Source organism: Pseudomonas sp. P2S-1 (assembly GCF_057197725.1).
On the sequence record NZ_CM170068.1, the window covers coordinates 2,852,821 to 2,873,640 of the forward strand.

At 63.0% G+C, this 20,820-nt stretch carries 18 protein-coding genes and 4 tRNA genes; 9 read left to right on the forward strand and 13 right to left on the reverse strand.

The window, feature by feature from the left end:
- Positions 1-14 precede the first annotated feature (14 nt).
- The gene (locus tag AC2CQI_RS12420) at positions 15-638 is read right to left on the reverse strand and encodes a glutathione S-transferase family protein (RefSeq protein ID WP_484580325.1); all 624 of its coding nucleotides are present in this window, start codon (positions 636-638) and stop codon (positions 15-17) included.
- A 177-nt stretch (positions 639-815) separates the two neighbouring features.
- Between AC2CQI_RS12420 and AC2CQI_RS12425 the strand changes: the two genes are divergently transcribed.
- Positions 816-3,263: an acyl-CoA dehydrogenase gene (locus tag AC2CQI_RS12425; RefSeq protein WP_484580326.1), complete on the forward strand. Its 2,448-nt coding sequence runs from the start codon at positions 816-818 to the stop codon at positions 3,261-3,263.
- A gap of 76 nt (positions 3,264-3,339) precedes the next feature.
- Positions 3,340-3,750 carry a PA2817 family protein gene (locus tag AC2CQI_RS12430; protein WP_075803871.1) on the forward strand — a complete coding sequence of 137 codons (411 nt, stop codon included), beginning with the start codon at positions 3,340-3,342 and terminating at the stop codon, positions 3,748-3,750.
- A gap of 208 nt (positions 3,751-3,958) precedes the next feature.
- On the opposite strand, the gene AC2CQI_RS12435 is transcribed toward AC2CQI_RS12430, so the two are convergent.
- The 4 genes from AC2CQI_RS12435 to AC2CQI_RS12450 all read right to left on the reverse strand — a co-directional run bounded on the left by AC2CQI_RS12435 (position 3,959) and on the right by AC2CQI_RS12450 (position 4,372).
- Positions 3,959-4,034 (reverse strand) — tRNA-Gly (locus AC2CQI_RS12435).
- A 4-nt stretch (positions 4,035-4,038) separates the two neighbouring features.
- A tRNA-Glu gene (locus AC2CQI_RS12440) sits at positions 4,039-4,114 on the reverse strand.
- Between the two features lie 104 nt (positions 4,115-4,218).
- Positions 4,219-4,294: transfer RNA gene (locus AC2CQI_RS12445), tRNA-Gly, on the reverse strand.
- A 2-nt stretch (positions 4,295-4,296) separates the two neighbouring features.
- A tRNA-Glu gene (locus tag AC2CQI_RS12450) sits at positions 4,297-4,372 on the reverse strand.
- A gap of 331 nt (positions 4,373-4,703) precedes the next feature.
- Here AC2CQI_RS12450 and AC2CQI_RS12455 point away from each other — a divergent pair.
- Positions 4,704-5,471: a hypothetical protein gene (locus tag AC2CQI_RS12455; RefSeq protein WP_075803870.1), complete on the forward strand. Its 768-nt coding sequence runs from the start codon at positions 4,704-4,706 to the stop codon at positions 5,469-5,471.
- A 92-nt stretch (positions 5,472-5,563) separates the two neighbouring features.
- On the opposite strand, the gene AC2CQI_RS12460 is transcribed toward AC2CQI_RS12455, so the two are convergent.
- The gene (locus tag AC2CQI_RS12460) at positions 5,564-6,052 is read right to left on the reverse strand and encodes a GAF domain-containing protein (RefSeq protein ID WP_484580327.1); all 489 of its coding nucleotides are present in this window, start codon (positions 6,050-6,052) and stop codon (positions 5,564-5,566) included.
- Entirely contained in the window at positions 6,049-6,939 is an 891-nt protein-coding gene (locus tag AC2CQI_RS12465) for an ATP-binding protein (protein ID WP_484580328.1), read from the reverse strand. Before AC2CQI_RS12465 ends, AC2CQI_RS12460 begins: the two co-directional genes overlap by 4 nt.
- Positions 6,940-7,062: 123 nt before the next feature.
- Between AC2CQI_RS12465 and AC2CQI_RS12470 the strand changes: the two genes are divergently transcribed.
- Positions 7,063-9,381, forward strand: a complete 2,319-nt coding sequence (locus tag AC2CQI_RS12470; protein WP_075803868.1) for a hybrid sensor histidine kinase/response regulator — start codon at positions 7,063-7,065, stop codon at positions 9,379-9,381.
- Here the strand turns inward: AC2CQI_RS12470 and AC2CQI_RS12475 are convergent.
- Both AC2CQI_RS12475 and msrB read right to left on the reverse strand, forming a co-directional pair.
- Positions 9,374-9,853, reverse strand: coding sequence for a glutathione peroxidase (locus AC2CQI_RS12475; RefSeq protein WP_075803867.1), 480 nt, complete (start codon positions 9,851-9,853; stop codon positions 9,374-9,376). The two genes, AC2CQI_RS12470 and AC2CQI_RS12475, sit on opposite strands and share 8 nt — an antisense overlap.
- A 32-nt stretch (positions 9,854-9,885) precedes the next feature.
- Positions 9,886-10,278: a peptide-methionine (R)-S-oxide reductase MsrB gene (gene msrB / locus AC2CQI_RS12480; RefSeq protein ID WP_484580329.1), complete on the reverse strand. Its 393-nt coding sequence runs from the start codon at positions 10,276-10,278 to the stop codon at positions 9,886-9,888.
- A gap of 167 nt (positions 10,279-10,445) precedes the next feature.
- On the opposite strand from msrB, the gene AC2CQI_RS12485 reads away from it, so the two are divergent.
- Both AC2CQI_RS12485 and htpX read left to right on the forward strand, forming a co-directional pair.
- Positions 10,446-11,657: a pyridoxal phosphate-dependent aminotransferase gene (locus AC2CQI_RS12485; RefSeq protein ID WP_075803865.1), complete on the forward strand. Its 1,212-nt coding sequence runs from the start codon at positions 10,446-10,448 to the stop codon at positions 11,655-11,657.
- 212 nt (positions 11,658-11,869) lie between these two features.
- Positions 11,870-12,757 (forward strand): protease HtpX, encoded by an 888-nt coding sequence (gene htpX, locus AC2CQI_RS12490; RefSeq protein ID WP_075803864.1) that lies wholly within the window; start codon positions 11,870-11,872, stop codon positions 12,755-12,757.
- Between the two features lie 144 nt (positions 12,758-12,901).
- Here the strand turns inward: htpX and AC2CQI_RS12495 are convergent, their stop codons facing one another.
- Entirely contained in the window at positions 12,902-13,555 is a 654-nt protein-coding gene (locus AC2CQI_RS12495; RefSeq protein WP_075803991.1) for a thiopurine S-methyltransferase, read from the reverse strand.
- 104 nt (positions 13,556-13,659) lie between these two features.
- Between AC2CQI_RS12495 and AC2CQI_RS12500 the strand changes: the two genes are divergently transcribed.
- Positions 13,660-14,427, forward strand: coding sequence for a DODA-type extradiol aromatic ring-opening family dioxygenase (locus tag AC2CQI_RS12500; RefSeq protein ID WP_075803863.1), 768 nt, complete (start codon positions 13,660-13,662; stop codon positions 14,425-14,427).
- Positions 14,428-14,560: 133 nt separating this feature from the next.
- Here AC2CQI_RS12500 and AC2CQI_RS12505 read toward each other — a convergent pair whose 3' ends face one another.
- Positions 14,561-16,231 carry a DEAD/DEAH box helicase gene (locus AC2CQI_RS12505; RefSeq protein WP_075803862.1) on the reverse strand — a complete coding sequence of 557 codons (1,671 nt, stop codon included), beginning with the start codon at positions 16,229-16,231 and terminating at the stop codon, positions 14,561-14,563.
- A gap of 356 nt (positions 16,232-16,587) precedes the next feature.
- On the reverse strand, positions 16,588-17,340 hold the full coding sequence (locus AC2CQI_RS12510) for a spermidine synthase (RefSeq protein WP_484580330.1): 753 nt from the start codon (positions 17,338-17,340) through the stop codon (positions 16,588-16,590).
- Positions 17,341-17,480: 140 nt separating this feature from the next.
- Between AC2CQI_RS12510 and AC2CQI_RS12515 the strand changes: the two genes are divergently transcribed.
- Positions 17,481-18,827 (forward strand): class II 3-deoxy-7-phosphoheptulonate synthase, encoded by a 1,347-nt coding sequence (locus AC2CQI_RS12515; protein WP_075803860.1) that lies wholly within the window; start codon positions 17,481-17,483, stop codon positions 18,825-18,827.
- Between the two features lie 123 nt (positions 18,828-18,950).
- Here the strand turns inward: AC2CQI_RS12515 and AC2CQI_RS12520 are convergent, their stop codons facing one another.
- Positions 18,951-19,700 (reverse strand): sulfite exporter TauE/SafE family protein, encoded by a 750-nt coding sequence (locus tag AC2CQI_RS12520; RefSeq protein WP_075803859.1) that lies wholly within the window; start codon positions 19,698-19,700, stop codon positions 18,951-18,953.
- Between the two features lie 111 nt (positions 19,701-19,811).
- On the opposite strand from AC2CQI_RS12520, the gene AC2CQI_RS12525 reads away from it, so the two are divergent.
- Positions 19,812-20,774 (forward strand): LysR family transcriptional regulator, encoded by a 963-nt coding sequence (locus AC2CQI_RS12525; protein WP_484580331.1) that lies wholly within the window; start codon positions 19,812-19,814, stop codon positions 20,772-20,774.
- Positions 20,775-20,820 lie beyond the last annotated feature (46 nt).

The window sequence follows — 20,820 nt, forward strand, 5'->3', positions numbered from 1 at the left end:
ACCGGGCGAAGCGATCAGGTCAGCGCGGTCATCACCGCGGCCTGATAGGCCGGACGCTCGCGCAGGCGCTCGTACCAGGCGCGCAGGTGGCGCATCTCGGGACGCTCGATAGGCATCTCGAACCAGGCGTAGACGAAGCAGCCCAGGGGAATATCACCCATACCGACTTCCGCGCCGGAAAGGTACGGCTGCGAGGCCAGGGCCTCATCGGCGATCGACAGCAGGTTGGCGCAGGACTTGTGCGCGGCGTTGATCGCCACCCAGTCCTGCTGCTCCGCCGGCGTGCGCAGGATGCCCCAGAACAGCGGGCGGAACGGCGTGGCCAGGGACGAGGTGGTCCAGTCCATCCATTTCTCCGCCTTGGCCCGCACCACCGGATCCTCCGGGTACCACGGCGTGCCCGGGGCGTGCTTGGCGCCCAGGTAGCGCACGATGGTGTTGGACTCCCAGAGCACCAGGTCGTCATCCTCGATGGTCGGCACCACGCCATTGGGATTGAGCGCCCGGTAATGTGGCTCGTTGACCACGCCAAAGGCACCGCCGGCATCCACCGCCTGGTAATCCAGCCCCAGCTCTTCCGCGCACCACAGCACTTTGCGTACGTTGCTGGAATTTTTCCGACCCCAGATCTTGAGCATTTTTTACATCCTGTTACCTGCAAGGGAGGCCCAGTCTACCCCAGCACGGCGCCCAGGCAATCGCCGCCGAACTCCTCCGGAAAGCTCCTGTCACTGTTCAGACGAGGCCGTTACGCCCAGAGCAACTACGCTCTGACGGATGTCCTGACACGTGAAAGGTTTCCAGGAGGAAAGACTATGTTGCTGTTGTGGTTGCTTGTGCTCGTACTCGGGGCCGCCTGGCTCGCCCATCGGCGGACACCGGCCCTGCCTGCCCTGGCCGTGGTGGCGGTGTACGTGATTGCCATGGGTATCTTCTCCCGGGCGCCAGGCTGGCTGACCTTCCTGCTGCTGCTGGTGGTCGCGGCCATCGCCCTGCCCCTTCTGCTCCCGGACCTGCGCCGCAAGTTCTTCAGCGCACCGCTGTTCGCCTGGTTCCAGCGCACCCTGCCGCCGATGTCGGTGACCGAGCGCGAGGCCATCGATGCCGGCACGGTGTGGTGGGATGGCGAACTGTTCAGCGGCCGGCCGAACTGGGACACCCTGCTGGGCTACTCGAAATCCGAACTGACTGCGGAAGAACAGGCCTTCATCGACGGCCCGACCGAAGAACTCTGCGCCATGGTCAGCGACTGGCAGATCGGCCAGGACATGGACCTGCCACCGCAAGCCTGGGAACACATCAAGACCCACGGCTTCTTCGCCCTGATCATTCCCAAGGAATATGGCGGCAAGGGTTTCTCCGCCTACGCCCACTCCCAGGTGGCAATGAAGCTGGCCACCCGCAGCGGCGACCTGGCGTCCACCGTGATGGTCCCCAACTCCCTCGGCCCTGCCGAACTGCTGCTGCACTACGGCACCGACGAACAACGCAACCATTACCTGCCGCGCCTGGCCCGCGGCGATGAGATCCCCTGTTTCGCCCTGACCGGACCGCTGGCCGGCTCCGATGCCGGTGCTATGCCGGACACCGGGATCATCTGCAAGGGCCAGTGGAAAGGCGAGGAAGTCATCGGCCTGCGCCTGAACTGGGAAAAGCGCTATATCACCCTGGGACCGGTCGCCACCCTGCTAGGCCTGGCCTTCAAGGCCCATGACCCGGAACATCTGCTCGGTGACCAGGAAGAACTGGGCATCAGCCTGGCGCTGATCCCCACCGATACACCCGGCGTCGAGATCGGCAAGCGCCACCTGCCCCTGGGCGCGGCCTTCATGAACGGCCCCAACGAAGGCAAGGACGTGTTCATCCCCCTGGACTACCTGATCGGCGGCCAGGAGATGCTTGGCAAGGGCTGGATGATGCTGATGAACTGCCTGTCGGTGGGTCGCTCGATCTCCCTGCCGGCAGTGGGCACCGGGGCGGCCAAGTTCACCAGCCTGGTCAGCGGCCAGTACGCGCAGATCCGCGAGCAGTTCAACGTGCCGCTGGCGGCGTTCGAAGGCATCCAGGAGTCCCTGGCACGCATCGGCGGCAACGCCTGGCTGATGGACAGCGCCCGCCTGCTCACCGCCAAGGCCGTGGACCTGGGCGAGAAACCCTCGGTGCTGTCGGCGATCCTCAAGTACCACCTTACCGAACGCGGCCGCGAGTGCATCCAGCACGCCATGGATATCCACGGCGGCAAGGGCATCATCATGGGCCCGAACAACTACCTGGGGCGCAGTTGGCAGGGGGCGCCGATCTTCATCACCGTGGAAGGCGCCAATATCCTTTCGCGCAACCTGATGATCTTCGGTCAGGGCGCGATCCGCTGCCATCCATTCGTGCTCAAGGAAATGGCCCTGGCCGGACGCGAGGACCGTGACCAGGCGCTGCGGGAGTTCGACCAGTTGCTGTTGCAGCACGTCGGTTTCGCCGTAGGGAACGCGGCCAGTACGCTGGTGCTTGGCCTGGGCCTCGGGCATTTCGAGAAAGTCCCGGGTGATCCGCTGAGCCAGGGTTATTTCCGTGCGCTGAACCGCCAGGCTGCGGCCTTCGCCCTGCTTGCCGACCTGTGCATGATGCTGCTGGGCGGTGAGCTCAAGCGCCGCGAACGCCTGTCGGCGCGACTGGGCGATGTGCTCAGCTACCTGTACCTGGGTTCGGCAGCACTCAAGCGCTATCACGACCTCAACTCGCCCTCGCACCTGCAACCACTGCTGCGCTGGGCCATGGAGGAAAGCCTCGGCCAGGCGGAACAGGCGCTGGACCGTCTGCTCGACAACTTCCCCAGCCGCTTGCTCGGCTGTGCGCTGCGGGTGATCGTGTTCCCGTTCGGGCGCCGGCACACCGGGCCGAGCGACGAGCTGGACGCGGAGATTGCCACCTTGATCGGTCGCGGCGCTGGAGATCCGGCACTGGAGGCCTTGCTTGCCGGGTGCTATCGCCCGACCGATCCACAGGACCCGGTCGGGGCACTGCAACACGCCAGCGCGTTGCTGACTGACAGCGCCGAGGCCCACAAGAACCTGCGCCATGCCTTGAAGAAAGGCGAATTCACGGTGAATGCCGGCGAGTCGCTGATCGACGCGGCGGTGCGCAGTGGCGCTCTGGACACAGTGCAGGCGGAGAAACTACGTGCGGCCGAAGCGGCGCGGCGCAAGGTCATCGATGTCGACGCCTTCACCAAGGAGGAGTTGCTGCCGAGCGCCGGCAAGGTGCGCTGATCGTCATCCGACCGGGACATCGGGCGCGGGGAGCCGTATACTCCCGCGCCCGTTTTTGCTTTAGAGGATCGCCCGCATGGCCAATGCACACCTGGACTACCACCTCGTCCTGCTCAACCACCTGCGCAGCATCCTCGCCGCCTTGGGCGAAGCCGAGCAGGTCCCGGAAGAAAGCCACGGACTGTTTCTCGAGCGCTTCGACGAACTGCTGGAACAACTGCCGCAGGATCCACTGGAAAGCCAGTACCTGGGCCAGGACCTGATGTGCCAGGTCATCCAGCGTTATCCACAGATCGCCCACCTGGTACCGCGGGACCTGCTGTGGTTCTTCGGCGGTGACTGCCTGCACTTCATGCCGGATGAAGAGCTGGACCTGTATCAGGAACTGGAAGAGCGCCGTTACGCCGCCGAGCAGAACGACGAGCCGTTCGACTGGAACCAGGAGAAGCAGTTGCTGAGCATGTCCGAGCAGGACAGCAAGCACTAAGCAACTGAGCAAAAGCACGACGCGGACCCTGTGGGAGCTGGCTTGCCAGCGATAGCGATGGTGAATTCACTACCGTAATCGCTGGCAAGCCAGCTCCCACAGGGTCCGCGCCGCATTTATGAATTGTGTTTTTCAGCAGAAACGAAAAAAGGACCCGAAGGTCCTTTTTTCCTGGCTACCCGACCCGAAGATCCAGTAGCGCCATATTTGGAGCGGGAAACGAGACTCGAACTCGCGACCCCGACCTTGGCAAGGTCGTGCTCTACCAACTGAGCTATTCCCGCATATTGGCGTCCCCTAGGGGACTCGAACCCCTGTTACCGCCGTGAAAGGGCGGTGTCCTAGGCCACTAGACGAAGGGGACTCTTCCTGAAACGACTTTCGTTCATTTCAGTGACCGGCATCAGAAGCATGGGCCTCGATACTGGATTTTTACAAGCTCCGCCGTTAAGCGAAGCCTTTGTAAACTGGAGCGGGAAACGAGACTCGAACTCGCGACCCCGACCTTGGCAAGGTCGTGCTCTACCAACTGAGCTATTCCCGCATTGGCGTCCCCTAGGGGACTCGAACCCCTGTTACCGCCGTGAAAGGGCGGTGTCCTAGGCCACTAGACGAAGGGGACACGCTACAACTTTTCACTCCCTGCCGCGTTTCGCTGTGTGCTTTACGCTGCAAGTGGCGCGCATTCTAGGGATGCTTTGAGAGGTCGTCAACCCCCAAATAGAAATTTATTTAAATCAATGACTTCGAAGCGTTTTCAGACTTCCGGGCAGCCCCTGCCCTCTTGTTTCCAGTAGCCATGCCGACACAGAAAAAGCGGGGATCCTGTTGTCCAACTGTGACTCACGGCAAATTGCCATCAATCCCCTGCCGGCTTCTGCCAAACTGCTCTATCCGGGCAAATGGGAAGCCACTACACTCAATCGGTATACCTGACTGACGAGGCGTGAACGGTGACACCACTAATGATTACCCTGCTTATAGTGGCGGGTATCGCCTTGCTGATCGTGATCGGCTACCTGAACAATGTGGTCGAGAACAATAAGCTGGAGCGCGCGCGCCTGAAGGTCGAACTGGCCGACCGCCTGCGTCGCGTGGGCGAGATCACCGAAACCTTCCCCGGCCAGTTGATGAACCCGGCCCTCAAGCTGCTGCTGACCCGCCTCGAGCTCAACCTCAACCAGCGCCAGTTGGCCCTAGACAAGAGCAACGATGCCATCCGCGCACGCATCGGCGAACTGGACACCCTGATCGCCCAGGGCGAATCGCTGCCGGTGACCAACCCGCCCTCGCCGATCCAGACCGAAGCCAAGGCCAAGGACATCCGTTTCCTCCTGGAGGCGCTGCACAGCCAGGTGGTGCGTGCCTGCCAGGAAGGTTTCCTGGCCACCAACGAAGCCAAGTACTGGGTCAAGGAAATCCGCCACATCCTCGTGGTGCTGCATATCGAGTTCTTCAATAACCTCGGCCAGGCGGCCCTGCAACAGAACCAGCCGGGGCATGCCCGCCTGGCCTTCGAGCGCGGCGTGCAGTACCTGCGCAAGCAACCGGAGCCCGCGCAGTATCGCGAGCAGCTGGAATATATGGAGAAGATGCTGAACCGGGCCAACGCCATGGTCCTCGACACCATCGAACCCAGCGCCGACGACGTCAACGCCCTGACCGAGGGCTTGAAGTCGGACGAGGAAGAGAACTGGAAGAAGAAGGTCATCTACGACTGAACAACCAGCCACAAGCTTCAAGCCTCAAGCTGCAAGAAAGCCGTCCGCGGTAACCGGGCTTTTTCTTGCAGCTTGAAGCTTATGGCTTGCCGCTAGAAGTTGCAGTCAGTCGCCTGCAGGAAAATCTCCACCAGGCGCTCCAGCCCCATCTGATCCTCCACAGCGAAGCGCGCCAGCTTCGGGCTGTCCAGATCCAGTACACCAATCAACCGGCCTTGCTTGACCAGCGGAATCACCAACTCGCTGTTGGAAGCGCTGTCGCAGGCGATATGCCCGGGGAATGCATGCACATCCTCGACACGCTGGGTCTCCAGGCTCGCCGCCGCTGCGCCGCACACGCCACGCCCGAAGGCGATGCGCACGCAGGCCACCTGGCCCTGGAACGGACCCAGGACCAGCTCGCCATCGCGGTTGAGATAGAAACCTGCCCAGTTCAAGTCCTCGACCTGGCTATAGAGGAAGGCAGAAAACTGCGCGGCGTTGGCAATGAAATCACGCTCACCGGAAAGCAGGGCCTCCAGTTGCGCCGCCAGCAGCGCGTAACCACCCAGGCCGGCGCCCGCCGCATTCAAATCGATCATCTATGTTGCTCCAGCAGTTTGAGTCCGACCCAGTAGCGGGCGAACTGATAGGCACAACGGCCATTACGGTTGCCGCGGCCGGTTGCCCAGCGGATCGCGGCCTTGTCCAGTTCTTCGTCGCGCGCCCAGGCCAGCCCCGGGCCCTTGGCCAACTGGCTGATCCAGTGCTCGACGACATCGAGGAAATGCTCCTGGCTGAACGGGTAGAACGACAGCCACAAGCCGAAACGGTCGGACAGGGCAATCTTGTCCTCCACGGCTTCGTTGGGATGCAACTCGCCGTCGACCATCTTCCAGTTTTCGTTGTCGCTTTGCTTTTCCGGCACCAGATGGCGGCGGTTCGAGGTGGCGTACAACAACACGTTGTCCGGCGCCTGCTCCAGGGAACCGTCGAGCACGCTCTTCAGTACCCGGTAATCGCCCTCCCCGGCTTCAAAGGAAAGGTCATCGCAGAACAGCACGAAGCGCTGCGGCAACTTGTGCAGTTGCTCGACCACCCGCGGCAGGTCGGCCAGGTGATCGCGCTCGATCTCGATCAGGCGCAGGCCGGCGCCGGCGTACTCGGCAAGCAAGGCGCGCACCAGCGACGATTTGCCGGTGCCCCGGGAACCCCACAGCAACGCGTGGTTGGCCGGCATGCCATCGAGGAACTGACGGGTATTGCGGCCCAACTGGTCACGCTGCTGATCCACCCCGATCAGGTCGGACAGGCGAATGTCCAGGCTCACGTCCAGCGGCAGGAGAAAACCGCTACGCCCGTCACGCTGCCAGCGCGCAGCCAGGCACGTGCTCCAGTCGATCTCCGGGCGAGACATCGGCAACAGGGGTTCGAGACGCGCCAGGACACTTTCGGCGCGATCGAGAAACGCATTCAAACGAGAGTCCACGAAGAATTCCTCGGTCAGATCAGTCAATAACGAGTGAACCGAATGTGTGACAGTACATGCCAGCAGCCGGGGTTGATCGGCTATGCTTGCGCAGCGCATGGAATGTGGAACTGGCTCGGGACCATGGATATCAAGTTCACCAATCGCCTGTCGTACAAGCAAGCCCGGTTGACCGTCCTCGTCGGCTTCATCCTGGGAACCTTGCTCAGTCTCATCCAGATAGGCATCGATTATGCCAGCGAAGACGCTTCCATCAACCGCGAGATGCAGGCCCTGCTGGATATCAGCCACAACACCGCATCGCGTATCGCCTATAACATCGACGCCGAACTGGCCCAGGAGCTGACCCTCGGCCTGCTGCAGTCCCCGGCGATCATTCGCGCCCGCCTGATCGATAACAACGACACGGTCCTCGCCGATATGCAGCGCCCCCGCGAGGAAAGCGCCTACCGGGCGATCAGCGACTTCCTGTTCGGCAACACCCGGGAATTCCGCAATCGCCTGTTTCTCAGCCACATGCCCAGCGAGTACCTGGGCACCCTGTACATCGACGTCGACACCTTCGCCTTCGGCAGCCGCTTCCTCAAGCGTGCGGAAGTCACCCTGCTGAACGGCTTCGTGCGCAGCCTGCTGCTGACCGGCCTTCTCCTGGCGCTGTTCTACATGATGCTGACCAAACCGCTGGTGCGGGTCATCAGCGCCCTGAGCCACAGCGACCCACAGAATGGCAAGCAAGGCAAACTGCCCTTTCCGGTCGGCCACGAACACGACGAAATCGGGGTACTGGTCAAGGTCGCCAACCAGCAGTTCGTCACCATGGCCACCGAGATCCAGCAACGGCGCACGGCAGAAAACCGCCTCACCGATTACCTCAACCAACTGGAAAACATCGTCTCGGCGCGCACCAACGAACTCAAGGCGAGCAACAATCGCCTCAGCCAGTCCAACCTCGAACTGGAAGACGCCCGCCGCCGCGCCCTCGACATGGCCCAGGCCCGCGCCGCCTTCCTGGCCAACATGAGCCACGAGATCCGCACCCCGCTCAACGGCCTGCTGGGCATGATCGCCCTGTCGCTGGACAGCCCGCTGACCACCGAGCAGCGCCAGCAGCTGTCGATTGCCCACGATTCGGGCAAGGTTCTGGTGGAACTGCTCAACGATATCCTCGACCTGTCCAAGTTCGACGCCGGCCAGCTGGAGCTGGAACGCATTCCCTTCGACCTCGGCGCGCTGGTGGAGGACACCGCCAACCTGTTGTCGCAGAACACCGCGCCCAACGTCGAACTGACCTGCCTGATCGATCCGAAATTTCCCTACCTGGTCCTTGGCGACCCGACCCGGGTCCGGCAGATCGTCAGCAACCTGCTGTCCAATGCCCTCAAGTTCACCCGTTTCGGCCGTGTCGACGTGCGCCTGACCACGCAAAACGGTGGCGTGCGCATCGATGTCTGCGATACCGGCATCGGCATCGATGCAGAAGCCCAGACCCGTATCTTCCAGCCCTTCACCCAGGCTGCCGCCGGCATCACCCGGCAGTACGGTGGCACCGGCCTCGGCCTGACCCTGACCAACAACCTCTGCGAGGCCATGCACGGACGCCTGAGCATCAGTTCAGAGAGCGGCTTTGGCAGCCAATTCAGCGCCGAACTGCCGCTCCCCGCCCATACCGCGGCGATCATGCCGGACCCGCTGCGCGGCCAGGTGGTGGCCATCAGCAATGCCAAGAGCGGCCTGGCCGAGCTGTTGCAAACCCTGCTGCCCCGCTGGGGTCTGCACTACAAGCGCCTGGATAGCCACGATCAACTCGATGGCGACAGCCCCGACCTGCTGATCACCGATGACCTGGACTGCGTCCTGACCCTGCGCCCGGCGAGCAAGGCGCCGATCCTGCTGATTACCGCCTACGGTAACTTCCTTCCGGGCGAGCAGGCGGCGAGCCTGGCGCCGCTGCAGCAACAGGCCCGGCCGCTGGCGCGCAGCGCGCTGTACCAGGCCTTGCGCCGGGTGCTTGCACGGGTGGACGAAGGAGCGTCAGTGGAACAGACCGACAAACCGGCCAGTACCGGCCGGGGACGGATCCTGCTGGTCGAGGACAACCCGGTCAACCAACTGGTGGCCAAGGGCATGCTGGCCAAGCTCGGCTGCGAAGTGAGCGTTGCCGCCCATGGCGCCGAAGCCCTGGAGCAACTGGAGGGCGGCCCGTTCGATCTGGTCCTGATGGACTGCAACATGCCGGTGATGGACGGCTACGAAGCCAGCCGGCGCATCCGCCAGAGCGGACGCTGGCCGAACCTGCCGATCGTCGCCCTGACCGCCAATGCCATGCCCGAGGAGCGCGAACGCTGCCGCGCTGCGGGCATGAACGACTACCTGGCCAAACCGTTCCGGCGCGAGGAACTGGAGGCCCTGATCGACCACTGGGCCTCGCCGCCGATCACTTGAGCAGCGCTTCGATGCTGGCGCTCAGGGCATCCGGCTTGGTGGTGGGAGCATAACGGCTGACGCTGCCGGTCTTCGGGTCCAGCAGGAACTTGGTGAAGTTCCACTTGATCCCCTGGGAACCGAGCAGGCCCGGCGCACGCTTCTTCAGCTCAACGAACAGCGGGTGGGCGCCCGGGCCATTGACGTCGACCTTGCGGAACAGCGGAAAGCTGACGCCGAAGTTCAGCTCGCAGAACTGCGAAATGGCCTTTTCATCCCCCGGCTCCTGCTTGCCGAACTGGTTGCAGGGGAAGCCAAGGACCACCAGGCCACGCTCGCGATAATCCTGCCAGAGCTTTTCCAGCCCCTTGTACTGCGGGGTGAAGCCGCACTGGCTGGCGGTGTTGACGATCAGCACCGCCTTGGCCGGAAAGTCCGCGAGGGTCTTCTGTTCGCCCTTGATGGTGGTGCAGGGAATCTCCAGCAAAGCCATAGGCCACTCCTTGATTGTTGAGAACCCGCGCTTCAGCGCGGTTGCAGTTCCAGACAGACGGAATTGATGCAGTAGCGCAGGCCGGTCGGCGGCGGGCCATCGGGAAACACATGGCCTAGGTGCGCGTCGCAGCGCGAGCAGGTGACTTCGGTACGGATCATGCCGTGGGACGTGTCGCGGATCTCGATCATCGCGCTGTCCTCGATCGGCTCGTAGAAGCTCGGCCAGCCGCAGCCGGAGTCGAACTTGGCGCGGGAATCGAACAGCGGCGCCTTGCAGCAGATGCAATGGTAGACGCCATCGGTCTTGGTCGAATTGTACTTTCCGCTGAACGGGCGTTCAGTGCCCTTCAGGCGACAGACCTGGTACTGCGCGGGGTCGAGCATCGCACGCCATTCTTCTAGGGTTTTCTCAATCTTTTCCATGGGCAGGCCTCGGCAAATAAAAAGCCCGTGCTGCTTCTTTTCGTCGGCACGGGCGAGACGTATTATTGCGCCTCAATTCAGACATCAGTCTGGCACCCGGGTTACCCGCTTTTCAAACCTTTTAAAGGCGCGGCAGGCGGCGATATCTTCATTATCGGGATCACATCATGCAGGTCAGCAAATCGAACAAGCTCGCCAATGTCTGCTATGACATTCGCGGCCCGGTGCTCAAGCACGCCAAACGCCTGGAGGAGGAAGGCCATCGCATCCTCAAGCTGAACATCGGCAACCCGGCGCCCTTTGGTTTCGAAGCGCCGGAAGAAATTCTCCAGGACGTGATCCGCAACCTGCCGACCGCCCAGGGCTACAGCGACTCCAAGGGCCTGTTCAGCGCGCGCAAGGCCGTCATGCAGTACTGCCAGCAGAAGCAGATCGAAGGCGTTGGCATCGAGGACATCTACCTCGGCAACGGCGTGTCCGAGCTGATCGTGATGTCGATGCAGGCCCTGCTCAACAACGGCGACGAAGTGCTGATCCCGGCTCCCGACTACCCGCTGTGGACCGCCGCCGTGAGCCTGGCCGGTGGCCGTCCGGTGCACTACCTGTGCGACGAGGGTGCCGACTGGTTCCCTGACCTGGAAGACATCAAGGCGAAGATCACCCCGAACACCAAGGCCCTGGTGATCATCAACCCGAACAACCCGACCGGCGCGGTGTACTCCCGCGAGGTCCTGCTGGGCATGCTCGAGCTGGCACGCCAGCACAACCTGGTGGTGTTCTCCGACGAGATCTACGACAAGATCCTCTACGACGAAGCCGTGCACGTCAGCACCGCCTCCCTGGCCCCGGACCTGCTGTGCCTGACCTTCAACGGCCTGTCCAAGTCGTACCGGGTCGCCGGCTTCCGTTCCGGCTGGCTGATCATCTCCGGGCCCAAGCAGCACGCCCAGAGCTACATCGAAGGCCTGGATATCCTGGCCAACATGCGCCTGTGCGCCAACGTGCCGTCGCAGCACGCGATCCAGACCGCCCTCGGCGGCTACCAGAGCATCAACGACCTGGTCCTGCCCGCCGGCCGCCTGCTGGAACAGCGCAACCGCACCTGGGAGCTGCTCAACGACATCCCCGGCGTCAGTTGTGTCAAGCCAATGGGTGCGCTCTATGCCTTCCCGCGGATCGACCCGAAGGTCTGCCCGATCTTCAACGACGAGAAATTCGTCCTTGATCTGCTGCTTTCGGAAAAACTGCTGGTCGTCCAGGGTACCGCCTTCAACTGGCCAAGCCCGGACCACTTCCGCGTGGTGACCTTGCCACGGGTCGATGACCTGGAGCAGGCCATCGGACGTATCGGAAATTTCCTGAAGTCCTATCGGCAGTAACCTACAGTCATACCCGTGTAGGAAAAACGCGGGTATCGACACTCCTCTCGTCAGATTTTTCCACCCGCGGCTCTGGGCCGCGGGTTGGATTGGCGTGCCCGACGGTCAGACGCGTACACAGTTTGAAATAGTCGATCAGTTGAATCACCGGGGCGCGCACCTTATATAGCCGCATACGCTACATATCCATCCGTCAGGAGAACGTAACAACCATGATGCGCATTTTGCTGTTTGTAGCCACCAACCTTGCGGTCGTGCTGGTTGCCAGCATCACCCTGAGCCTGTTCGGCTTCAACGGGATCATGGCGGCTAACGGGGTCGACCTGAAACTCGACTCGTTGCTGGTGTTCTGTGCCGTGTTCGGCTTCGCCGGCTCACTGATCTCGCTGTTCATCTCCAAGTGGATGGCGAAGATGAGCACCGGCACCCAGATCATCAGCCAGCCGCGTACCCGCCATGAGCAATGGCTGCTGCAGACCGTCGAGGAGCTGTCCCGCAACGCCGGCATCAAGATGCCGGAGGTGGGTATCTTCCCGGCCTACGAGGCCAACGCCTTCGCCACCGGCTGGAACCGCAACGATGCCCTGGTCGCGGTCAGCCAGGGCCTGCTGGAGCGGTTCTCGCCCGATGAAGTGCGTGCCGTGCTGGCCCACGAGATCGGCCACGTCGCCAACGGCGACATGGTCACCCTGGCGCTGGTCCAGGGCGTGGTGAACACCTTCGTGATGTTCTTCGCGCGGATCTTCGGTAACTTCGTCGACAAGGTGATCTTCAAGAACGAAGAAGGCCAGGGCATTGCCTACTACATCGCGACCATCATCGCCGAGCTGATCCTGGGCATCCTCGCCAGCATCATCGTCATGTGGTTCTCGCGCAAACGCGAATTCCGCGCCGACGACGCTGGTGCCCGCCTGGCCGGCACCGGGGCGATGATCAACGCGCTGCAGCGCTTGCGTTCGGAACAGGGCGTGCCAGTGCAGATGCCAAGCACCATGAGCGCCTTCGGCATCAACGGCGGCCTGAAGAACGGTCTGGCCGGCCTGCTGATGAGCCACCCGCCGCTGGAAGACCGCATCGAAGCCCTGCGTCGCCGCGGTTAAGCGATACCCGTAACAGGAAAAGCCCGCTTCGGCGGGCTTTTTCATGGCACACCGTCAACCTCTGTGGGAGCTGGCTTGCCAGCGATAGCTGTGGTGAATTCACCGCCGCAATCGCTGGCAAGCCAGCTCCCACAGGTTAGGCGTTCAGCTTCTGAGAATGTAGGCCCGTTCCAACAGGCTACCGACACCCGCCTGCACGAACTTCCAGCTCTCCCCAAGAATGTCCTGCACCGCCTCCTCACTCACCTGCCAGCGCCCGGCATACAGCGCCTGCACCTCAGCATCCGCCACCGAGAACGGCGGGCCGTCCAGCTTCGACTGGTCATAGTCCATGGTCACCAGCACGCCACGGCAGCCCTTGGGCAATATTGCCCCCAGGTGCGCCACGTAGCGCCGGCGCATCTCCGGCGGCAAGGCAATCAACGCCGCACGGTCGTAAAGCCCCACGCAATCAGCTACATCCTCTGCAGTCAGCGCGAAGAAATCCCCGCACCAGATCTCCACACCCTCACTGCGATAGCAACTGAAAGCACCGTGCTGATAGCGCTCCGGCTGCACCTGCTGTTCGGCAAAGAAATCCTCCACCGCCCGCTGCGACAGTTCCACGCCCAGCACCCGCAGCCCCTGCCCCGCCAGCCAGGCCAGGTCCAGGCTCTTGCCGCACAGGGGCACCAGCACCCGGCTGCCAGCGTCGATCATCAGGGTTGGCCAATACCGCGCCAGATAAGGATTGACCTGGTCCTGGTGGAAACCGATCTGATTGCGCTCCCAGCGCTTGTGCCAAAAATCCGCTTGCATGCTGACCTCGAAGATTTCGATCAAATACTGCGAAAACTTATATTGGAATTAGATCAATGATCTGCCTGAAGATAGTGGTCATCATACCTCTCAGGACACTCAGCATGCTTCCCAGCCTGTTCATTTCCCATGGTTCACCCATGTTGGCCCTGGAACCGGGCGAAAGCGGTCCGGCCCTGGCACGGCTGGCCGCCAGCCTGCCGCGACCCAAGGCCATCGTCGTGGTCTCGGCCCACTGGGAAAGCCACGACCTGCGGGTCGCCAGCGCAGCGCACCCGGCCACCTGGCATGACTTTGGCGGCTTCCCGCCTGCGCTGTTCGCCGTGCAGTACCCGGCGCCCGGCGATCCGGCGCTGGCCGAGCGTGTGGCCGGGCTGCTCCAGGAGGCGGGCCTGCCCGCCGGGCTGGATCCGAAACGGCCGTTCGACCACGGCGCCTGGGTACCGCTGTCACTGATGTATCCGCAGGCGGATATTCCGGTGGTCCAGGTCTCGCTGCCCAGCCGGCAGGGCCCCGCCTTGCAGGAACGAGTGGGACACGCCCTCGCTTCGCTGCGGGCTGACGGGATTCTGCTGATCGGTTCGGGGAGCATTACCCACAACCTCGGCGAGCTGGACTGGCGTGCGACCGACAACGGCTCGACGCCATGGGCCCTGGCCTTCCGGGACTGGATGGTGGAGAAGCTGGCGGCTGACGATAGTGCAGCGCTGTTGGACTACCGCAGGCAGGCACCGTTTGCGGTGCGCAATCATCCGAGTGATGAGCATCTGCTGCCGCTGTACTTTGCCCGGGGGGCCGGGGAGCGGTTCGGGATCGAGCACCAGGGGTTCACCCTGGGGGCGCTGGGGATGGATATCTACAGGTTCGACTGATGCTTTTCTGTGTTTCTGATGGCGTCATCGCCGGCTTCCACAGGGATCTGCGTCGCCGCAACCATTGTGGAAGCCATCCAGACAGGCAAAAAAAATCCCCGAACCAGTCGGGGATTTTTCATTCAGCCGAGGATCAATCCTCGCGATAACGGCGCAGCTTCAGCTGCTTGCCGGCAACGCGGGTGTCCTTGAGCTTGGCCAGCAGACGGTCCAGACCTTCTTCCGGCAGCTCAACGAGGCTGAAGCTGTCACGCACCTGGATGCGGCCGATGGCTTCGCGGGCCAGGCCGCCTTCGTTGAGGATGGCGCCCAGCAGGTTCTTCGCGGCGATACCGTCACGCGCGCCCAGCGCGGTACGGCAACGGGCACGACCTTCGCCCAACGGCATCGGTGCGCGACGCTCGCGCTCACCACCGCTACGCTCGGAACGCTCGCCACCGGTACGCTCACGCGGCGTGTAGGACGGCACCAGCGGTTGCTCTTTCTCCACGGCTTCCAGGGTCAGGGCCTGACCGTTGGTGGCCTTGCGCAGCAGGGCTGCGGCCAGGGCACGCGGGCTGCAACCGATATCGGCAGTCAGGCGGTCCAGCAGGTCGCCATGAGTAGCTTCGGCATCGGCAACCAGCGGCGCCAGGCTGTTGGTCAGTTTCTTGATGCGTGCATCGAGAACGGCCTGAGCGTTCGGCAGGCGAACTTCGGCAACCTTCTGCCCGGTCACACGCTCGATCACCTGCAGCATGCGGCGCTCACGCGGGGTGACCAGCAGCAGCGCACGACCTTCGCGACCGGCACGGCCGGTACGGCCGATACGGTGTACGTAGGACTCCGGATCGTACGGCATGTCGACGTTGAACACGTGGGTGATACGCGGTACGTCCAGACCACGGGCAGCGACGTCGGTAGCGACGACGATGTCCAGGCGACCGTCCTTGAGCGAGTCGATCACGCGCTCACGCTGGTTCTGGGCGATGTCGCCGTTCAGCGCAGCGGCCTTGTAGCCTTTGGCTTCCAGGGCGCTGGCCAGGTCCAGGGTGGCCTGCTTGGTGCGGACGAAGGCGATCAGGGCGTCGAACTCTTCCACTTCCAGCAGACGCAGGACAGCGGAAACCTTCTGGTCGGCATGGACCATCAGGTGCGCCTGCTCGATGGCGGTCACGGTCTGGGTCTTGCTCTGGATCTTGACGTGCTTCGGCTCGCGCAGGTGGCGCTCGGCGATGGCACGGATCGATGCCGGCAGGGTGGCCGAGAACAGTACGGTCTGACGGCTTTCCGGCATGGCCTTGAAGATCACTTCGAGGTCATCCATGAAGCCCAGCTTGAGCATTTCGTCGGCTTCGTCGAGAACCAGGTGGTTCACGGTGGCCAGGACTTTCTCGTCGCGACGCAGGTGGTCGCACAGACGGCCAGGGGTTGCCACGACGATTTGCGCGCCGTTGCGGATGGCTTTCAGTTGTGGGCCCATCGGGGCACCACCGTATACAGCTACCACGGTTACGCCCGGCATCTGCTTGGCGTAGGTTTCGAATGCGGTAGCGACTTGCAGCGCCAACTCACGGGTTGGCGCCAGGATCAGGGCTTGCGGCTCGCGCTTGCTCGGGTCGATGCGGTTCAGGATGGGCAGGGCGAAGGCGGCGGTTTTACCGGTACCGGTCTGCGCCTGACCGATCATGTCATGACCGGCGAGAATGATCGGGATAGATTGTTGCTGAATGGCGGACGGCTCTTCGTAGCCGGTAGCCAGAACGGCAGCAACAATACTTGGATGAAGATCGAGAGCGGCGAAGCCGCCGGTTTCCTGGGTCATGGGTCTGCCTCTAAGTGCATCCGCAAAGACCCATGCTCCAAAGCTGCGCATGCCTTGTAAGACCCGAAGGTCACCCTGGCAGCTTTGTCGGCGGGGATTTGCGAAAACGATTGAAGATAAAGAAAAGAACGTCCCGGAAGCGTCCGCGAAGCGGACACGCAGCCGAAGTTGACTTCGGAGCACTGCCTTGAACGAGGTCCGTTAAAAGACCGGCGCGCACTATACCTGAATTCGTTCGTTCGGTGAGAGGTTTTTTTCGGAAAACGACAAGCGCAAGCCTTGGAACGACAAGCCCTGCCGATCTCCAAGGCCCCCAGGTTGCCTGAGACGGGGGCTTGCTCGCTGAAACGATTTACTCAGGACGCCGGTCGGAGCACCTCGATCAAGTATTGCAAGGAGTAACCCAGGCGCGGCGCCAGGGCTTCGGCACGGGCGCGCAGCCCGGCTTCGTCGAGGGTCTGGTCGAGGTCGGCGGGCACCAGCAGGATCACGTTGCCCTCCTTCACCGGCAGTTCCCAGTAGTGGCGGGAATACAGGCCACGCAGCAGGGCCGCGCCCAGCGGTCGGCCGTCGTCACCGGCCCACTGGTTGATCACCAGCCAGCCGCCGGGATTCAGGCGCTTCTGGCAGTCTTCGAGGAAGCCCCAGGCCAGATGACCGACGCCCGGACCATGGTCGGTATACAGGTCGACGAAGATCAGGTCCGCAGGTTCAGCCGTCGGCAGCAGTTCAAGGGCATCGCCGACGCGGATGTAGAGGCGTGGATCGTCGTCCAGGCCGAGGTACTCGATGGCCAGGCGCGGCACGTCCGGGCGCAGTTCGATGGCCTCGACATCGTCCAGCGGCAGGAATTTCAGGCAGGCCTGGGTCAGGGTGCCGGCACCGAGGCCGAGAAACAGCGCGCTTTCCGGCTGTTCATGGCACAGCGCGCCGACCAGCATGGCGCGGGTGTAGTCGTACTCCAGCCAGCTCGGATCGGCGGTGAACACGCAGCTCTGCTCGATGGCCTCGCCGAATTCCAGGAAGCGGTAGTCCTCGACCTCGTACACGCTGATGGTGCCGAACTGGTCGTGCACCTGCGCCAGCAGCCGCTCTTCCCGCTCTGTCATGCTGTCTCCCGGCAACCCTGTGTGCCCCAAGCAAAAGCCGGCATTGTCCGTCAATGTGTGCAGTGCAACAAGGCGTGTGCCGGGTGATAGCATGGCAGGCATGCATTTTTGCCTCAGCCAATAAAAGAACCGAGCCTGTGATGAGCCAACCCTGGAGTCCCGAAAGCTGGCGCGCGCTGCCGATCCAGCAACAACCCGTCTATCCTGACGCCGCCCACCTGCTCAAGGTCGAACAGACCCTGGCCAGCTACCCGCCGCTGGTGTTCGCCGGGGAAGCCCGCGAGCTGCGCCGGCAGTTCGCCGAGGTGACCCAGGGCCGTGCCTTCCTGCTCCAGGGCGGCGACTGTGCGGAAAGCTTTGCCGAGTTCTCCGCCGCGAAGATCCGCGACACCTTCAAGGTGCTGCTGCAGATGGCGATCGTCATGACCTTCGCCGCCGGCTGCCCGGTGGTGAAGGTCGGGCGCATGGCCGGGCAATTCGCCAAGCCGCGCTCCTCCGGTGATGAAACCATCGGCGGCGTGACCCTGCCGGCCTACCGCGGCGACATCGTCAACGGCATCGGCTTCGACGAAAAAAGCCGCGTGCCGGACCCGGAGCGCCTGCTGCAGTCCTACCACCAGGCCACCGCCACCCTCAACCTGCTGCGCGCCTTCGCCCAGGGCGGTTTCGCCGACCTGCACCAGGTGCACAAGTGGAACCTGGACTTCATCGCCAACTCGGCCCTGGCCGAAAAATACAGCCAGCTCGCCGACCGCATCGACGAGACCCTGTCCTTCATGCGCGCCTGCGGCCTGGACACCGCACCGCAACTGCGCGAGACCAGCTTCTTCACGGCCCACGAAGCACTGCTGCTCAATTACGAGCAGGCCTTCGTGCGCCAGGACAGCCTGACCGGGGACTGGTTCGACTGCTCGGCACACATGCTTTGGATCGGCGACCGGACCCGTCAGCTGGACGGCGCCCATGTCGAATTCCTGCGTGGGGTAAACAACCCGATCGGGGTCAAGGTCGGCCCGAGCATGAACACCGAGGAGCTGATCCGCCTGATCGATATTCTCAACCCGGCCAACGACCCGGGGCGCCTCAACCTGATCGTGCGCATGGGTGCGGAGAAAGTCGGTGATCATCTGCCCAACCTGATCCGCAGCGTCGAGCGCGAAGGCCGCCAGGTGCTGTGGAGCTCGGACCCGATGCACGGCAACACCATCAAGGCCAGTAGCGGCTACAAGACCCGGGATTTCGCGCAGATCCTCAGCGAGGTGAAGCAGTTCTTCCAGGTGCACCAGGCCGAAGGGACCCATGCCGGCGGGATTCATATCGAAATGACCGGGCAGAATGTCACCGAGTGCATCGGTGGCGCGCGGCCGATTACCGAGGATGGCTTGTCCGATCGGTATCACACGCACTGTGATCCGCGGATGAATGCCGATCAGTCGCTGGAGCTGGCGTTTCTGATTGCCGAGACCCTAAAGCAGGTTCGCCGCTGAATACACCTGTGGGAGCTGGCTTGCCAGCGATTTGGCCGGCAATGACAAAGATGTTGTCAGGTCTGGCCTCATCGCTGGCAAGCCAGCTCCCACAGGGTTTTGTGTTGTTCCGTGGATTTGGGTCTAGATTTTGAAGCCGAGCATCAGCGCGCAGACCACCAGGAATCCACAGAACAGCGAGCGCAGCATCTTCTCCGGCATCGCATGCGCCAGCTTCACCCCCCAACTGATGCTGAGCAGGCCACCTACCGCCAGCGGGATACCCATGGTCCATTCCACATGCTGGTGGAAACCGTAGGTCGCCAGAGTCACCGCCGTACTCGGCAAGGCCAGGGCCAGCGAAAGGCCTTGTGCGACCACCTGGGTCGTGCCGAACACACTGGTCAGCACCGGCGTCGCCACCACCGCGCCACCAACGCCGAACAAGCCCCCCATCACCCCGGAAAAACTGCCCAACACACCCAGCCACGGCCAGGGATGACGCAGTTCACTGGAAGGCGGCGAAGTCTTCATGAACATCCTCACCACATTCCAGGCCGCCAAGGCCACGAGAAACGCGACGAAACCAATGCGCATCGCCCGCGCATCCACGCCCACGGCCCACAGCGAACCGAGCCAGGCGAAGACGAAACCGGCCGCCGCCAGCGGCAACGCATGCCGCGCCTCGATGCGGTTGCGCTGGTGATAACGCCACAACGCCAGCATCACGTTGGGCACCACCATGACCAGCGCCGTACCCTGGGCCAGTTGCTGGTCCAGGCCGAACAGCACCCCCAGCGCCGGAATCGCAATCAGGCCGCCACCGATGCCGAACAGACCACCCACGGTGCCCAGGGCCGCGCCCAGGACGATATACATCAACCACTCGATCATGCCGGCCTCACCCGCTATTCAATGGCAAGCATGCTACCGATCTGCGCCTAGCGGGGAAACGCATAGCAACGCACAATGGCTGTGCCAATTCCGCACAAGCAAACGATCACCATGAACCCCGATGCTCTGACCGAACAGCTCACGCTGTTTCTCGATGTCCTCGAAACCGGTAGCTTTTCCGCCGCCTCGCGGCGCCATCCGTTGACGCCTTCGGCGGTGGCGCGGCGCATCGACAACCTGGAGAACGCGGTAGGCAGCCGCCTTTTCGTTCGTAGTACCCATGCCGTACGCTCGACTCCGGCCGGCAACGCCTTTGCCGAGCGCGCCCGGCGGATCGTCGAGGAGCTGCGCCTGGCCCGGGCCGAAGCAGTCTCACTGAGCAACGCGCCGGAAGGCCTGATCCGCATCGATGCGCCAGCGGCCTTCGGTCGACGTCACCTGGCGCCGGCCATCGCCGACTTCCTCGTCGCCTACCCCGGGCTCGATGTGCAACTGCGCCTGATCGACAGCTTCGTCGATATGCACGGGTCGCACCTTGGCGAGGTGGACCTGGTGCTGCGCGCCGGCCCGCTCGCGGATACCCGACTGGTGGCCACCCCGCTGGCCTATATGGTGCGCATCGCCTGTGCCAGCCCTGCTTACCTGCGCCAGCGCGGCGTGCCGGCCAGCCCGGCCGAGTTGACCGAACACGACGGCCTGGACTGGGATGGCCTGGCCCCGCCCTTCGCCTGGCGCTTCGAATTGGAAGGACAGATGCGTCTGTTCCGCCCATCACGGATGCGCATGACCGCAAACAACGCCGAAACCCTGCTGTTCGGCGCGCTCGCCGGCCTGGGCATCGCCCACCTGCCGACCTGGCTGATCAGCGAGTATCTGCTGCGTGGCGATTTGCTTCCGCTGTTCTGCGAAAACGGCCTGCCCGCTACCGAGACCAGTGGGGTCTATGCGCTTCGTCTTGAACATGAAACGAACTCTCGCAGCCGTTTGCTGCTCGAATTCCTCAAGAGCCGTTTTAGCCCGGTGCCGCCCTGGGATCTCGCGCTGCAGAGCGAACTGAGCTGGCGATCGCGCTAAAAACTTGCGTGCTAACATTCAAGGGCCAGACGATTACAAGGATCTG

Excerpts from the sequence above, each read along its gene's own strand:
- htpX (WP_075803864.1), top strand. The coding sequence starts at position 11,870 with ATGATGCGCATTTTGCTGTTTGTAGCCACCAACCTTGCGGTCGTGCTG.
- AC2CQI_RS12460 (WP_484580327.1), bottom strand. The coding sequence starts at position 6,052 with ATGATCGATTTGAATGCGGCGGGCGCCGGCCTGGGTGGTTACGCGCTG.
- AC2CQI_RS12420 (WP_484580325.1), bottom strand. The coding sequence starts at position 638 with ATGCTCAAGATCTGGGGTCGGAAAAATTCCAGCAACGTACGCAAAGTG.
- msrB (WP_484580329.1), bottom strand. The coding sequence starts at position 10,278 with ATGGAAAAGATTGAGAAAACCCTAGAAGAATGGCGTGCGATGCTCGAC.
- AC2CQI_RS12485 (WP_075803865.1), top strand. The coding sequence starts at position 10,446 with ATGCAGGTCAGCAAATCGAACAAGCTCGCCAATGTCTGCTATGACATT.
- AC2CQI_RS12520 (WP_075803859.1), bottom strand. The coding sequence starts at position 19,700 with ATGATCGAGTGGTTGATGTATATCGTCCTGGGCGCGGCCCTGGGCACC.
- AC2CQI_RS12500 (WP_075803863.1), top strand. The coding sequence starts at position 13,660 with ATGCTTCCCAGCCTGTTCATTTCCCATGGTTCACCCATGTTGGCCCTG.
- AC2CQI_RS12475 (WP_075803867.1), bottom strand. The coding sequence starts at position 9,853 with ATGGCTTTGCTGGAGATTCCCTGCACCACCATCAAGGGCGAACAGAAG.
- AC2CQI_RS12430 (WP_075803871.1), top strand. The coding sequence starts at position 3,340 with ATGGCCAATGCACACCTGGACTACCACCTCGTCCTGCTCAACCACCTG.
- AC2CQI_RS12525 (WP_484580331.1), top strand. The coding sequence starts at position 19,812 with ATGAACCCCGATGCTCTGACCGAACAGCTCACGCTGTTTCTCGATGTC.
- AC2CQI_RS12470 (WP_075803868.1), top strand. The coding sequence starts at position 7,063 with ATGGATATCAAGTTCACCAATCGCCTGTCGTACAAGCAAGCCCGGTTG.
- AC2CQI_RS12425 (WP_484580326.1), top strand. The coding sequence starts at position 816 with ATGTTGCTGTTGTGGTTGCTTGTGCTCGTACTCGGGGCCGCCTGGCTC.
- AC2CQI_RS12510 (WP_484580330.1), bottom strand. The coding sequence starts at position 17,340 with ATGACAGAGCGGGAAGAGCGGCTGCTGGCGCAGGTGCACGACCAGTTC.
- AC2CQI_RS12495 (WP_075803991.1), bottom strand. The coding sequence starts at position 13,555 with ATGCAAGCGGATTTTTGGCACAAGCGCTGGGAGCGCAATCAGATCGGT.
- AC2CQI_RS12515 (WP_075803860.1), top strand. The coding sequence starts at position 17,481 with ATGAGCCAACCCTGGAGTCCCGAAAGCTGGCGCGCGCTGCCGATCCAG.
- AC2CQI_RS12505 (WP_075803862.1), bottom strand. The coding sequence starts at position 16,231 with ATGACCCAGGAAACCGGCGGCTTCGCCGCTCTCGATCTTCATCCAAGT.